This window comes from Pseudoalteromonas sp. Z9A6, from assembly GCF_011378805.1.
GTDB classification, from domain to species: Bacteria; Pseudomonadota; Gammaproteobacteria; order Enterobacterales; family Alteromonadaceae; genus Pseudoalteromonas; species Pseudoalteromonas distincta.
The window spans coordinates 1-2,594 of record NZ_WTKZ01000112.1; the positions used below are offsets into that span (position 1 = coordinate 1).

The 2,594-nt window shown below is 43.0% G+C and carries 3 protein-coding genes; all 3 read left to right on the forward strand.

Annotated features, from left to right (window positions below):
• Positions 1–187 precede the first annotated feature (187 nt).
• The 3 genes from GQR53_RS20350 to GQR53_RS20360 all read left to right on the forward strand — a co-directional run bounded on the left by GQR53_RS20350 (position 188) and on the right by GQR53_RS20360 (position 2,428).
• Positions 188–484, forward strand: a complete 297-nt coding sequence (locus GQR53_RS20350; protein ID WP_165745042.1) for a hypothetical protein — start codon at positions 188–190, stop codon at positions 482–484.
• Positions 481–834: an IS66 family insertion sequence element accessory protein TnpB gene (gene tnpB, locus GQR53_RS20355; RefSeq protein WP_165745043.1), complete on the forward strand. Its 354-nt coding sequence runs from the start codon at positions 481–483 to the stop codon at positions 832–834. The genes GQR53_RS20350 and tnpB overlap by 4 nt, the downstream gene beginning before the upstream one ends.
• Before the next feature lie 70 nt (positions 835–904).
• Positions 905–2,428: an IS66 family transposase gene (locus GQR53_RS20360; protein WP_165745044.1), complete on the forward strand. Its 1,524-nt coding sequence runs from the start codon at positions 905–907 to the stop codon at positions 2,426–2,428.
• Positions 2,429–2,594: the final 166 nt, after the last annotated feature.

Below are 2,594 nucleotides of genomic sequence, written 5' to 3' on the forward strand. Positions count from 1 at the left end.
ACTGTGGCTCTCCACCGCCGTGGGCACTACGACATCCTACTGCGTAGCGCACAGACCTCAAATTGTAGAGAACCTGACTAGAAATAGTCGGGCTTTTTGACGTCTGCAGAGTGAGCGTCCGAGCAACGACACCTAGCAGAGTGGATTTAATTAATTGAAAATACCGTCAGTTTCTACTGGAGGTATTATGCAAAAAAGAACCCTTAATGACTGGCAAAAATTGATTGAGCATCAACAAACCAGCGGCTTATCTATTGTCGCATTTTGTAAAGAAAACATGTTACCCACTTCAAACTTTTATAAATATCGGTCTAAGTTACAAGACGCTGCAAAAGCACCTAAATTGGTGAAAGTGCAAAACAAAGCTATTCCCCATAAAGTGAATGCCTCAATCACGTTATCTCATGGTGAAACTCATTTAACTATACCAACCTCATCTGAGCCTACATGGGTGGCTAATTTAATAAAGGCGCTGCAAGCATGAACATGTTTATTGATGTGCCCGACGTGTACCTTTGCAATCAGTTTGTCGACTTCAGAAAATCCATTAATGGCTTAGCGGCCATTGTTGAAAGTGAACTCGAACTGTCAGTGCTATCCGGTGCCGTGTTTGTTTTTTGTAATAAAAGCCGAGATAAGCTGAAGATATTGTATTGGGATAACACAGGCTTTACCCTGTGGTATAAACGCCTCGATAAGCACAAATTTAAATGGCCGAAAAACCTCAGCGCCGACACCCTAAACTTAACCGAGCAACAATTACACTGGTTATTATCTGGGTATGATGTCATAGGGCATCAACAAATCAACATCGAAAACGCTAGCATTATTTAGATCGTCGCGGGATCAATATTAACCATCGCATTAAGCTAGTTTACGGTAAAAAACATTATAAAATAAAAGGATGAATATTGATGTTAACTGCCTTCCAGACGATCCGGCTTTGCTTAAAAAGCTGCTGGTAGAGCACGCTGAAAAATTAGCGCAAGCGACTGCAAGAAACCGCTATCTAGAGGAACAATTCCGCCTAGCGCAACAAAAACAATTTGGTAAAAGTGCCGAAGCCTTTGACGCACAAGGTGAATTGTTTAATGAAGCCGAAGACATCATTGAGCAACCTGATGAGCTTGCTACGCAAGAGATTAGCTACACTCGCAAAACACCAAAGCGCAAACCATTACCCAAAGACTTGCCCCGTGAGCAAGTGATTCATGACATTGCCGAAGAAGACAAGTTGTGTAACTGCTGTGGTAATGAGTTGCATAAAATGGGTGAAGACGTCAGCGAAAAGCTCGACTTCGTCCCCGCAAAGATAAAAGTCATTGAGCATATTCGCCCAAAGTACGCGTGTCGTGAATGTGATAAGTCAGGGTCGAATAACAGTATTAAACAAGCCAAGATGCCAAACATGGCCATCAACAAAGGCATGGCCACGTCCAGTTTGTTAAGTCAAATCATCACCAGCAAATATCAATATGCACTGCCACTGCACAGACAAGAGTCGATGTTCAAGCAATACGGCATTGAGCTTAGCCGTAAAACCATGAGTGACTGGGTACTCGCATCCGCTACCTTGTTTGAACCGCTGATACAACGACTGAAACACGCGTTACTTAAACAGCCTGCGATACATGCCGATGAAACGACGGTCAATGTGGTCAACGCCGACAAAGTAAAAAGTTACATGTGGCTATATTGTACCGGCACGGATTCGCCATCGGCTATAAATAAACACAACCCAATACCAAACATTGTTCTTTACGACTATCAAAACAGTCGGGCAGCTTCCTGTGTGGTTAATTATCTGGATGGCTATTCGGGCTATTTACAGGTTGATGGTTATCAAGCGTATGCACAAACGCAATCAACACTAGTTGGTTGCTGGGCCCATGCACGTCGTAAATTTATAGAAGCAAAACACGTGCAGGGTAAAAACAAGACAGGCAAAGCCGACGTAGTCTTGAGTCTTATTCAAAAACTGTACGGCATTGAATCAAAACTCAACGATAAAACACCAGAACAAAAGCATGAAATAAGGCAAGAGCAAGCGAAACCTATTATCGATAAACTGCATAAATGGCTAGAGCAAAACCAGCCACGTTTAGTCGGGAAAACCAAGTTAGCAGAGGCAGCAACCTATCTCGCTAATCAATGGCATAAACTTATAGTTTACCTTGAAAATGGTCAGCTTAATATCGACAATAACCGCGCCGAGCGTGCTATCAAACCATTTGTTATTGGCCGTAAGAACTGGATGTTTAGCCAAACCTCACGCGGGGCAATAGCAAGCGCTCACCTATACAGCATCATCGAAACTGCAAGATCCAACGGCTTAACGCCATTTGATTACATCATGCATTGCCTCGATGAGCTTTGTCAGCCTGAGCCAGACATAGAACAATTATTGCCTTGGAATATCAATATCTAGGTGATGATCACCGGACATTTACTCTGCAGAAAAGTAAAATATGCGCAGTTAACAGACACTCATACCAACACCCATCACGTAGGTCGGGCTAGCGTAGCGACTCTCGACGAAAAGATAACATCGGTAATAGCTATAATGTTCTTATTTCACGAGCTGGGTTACCCGC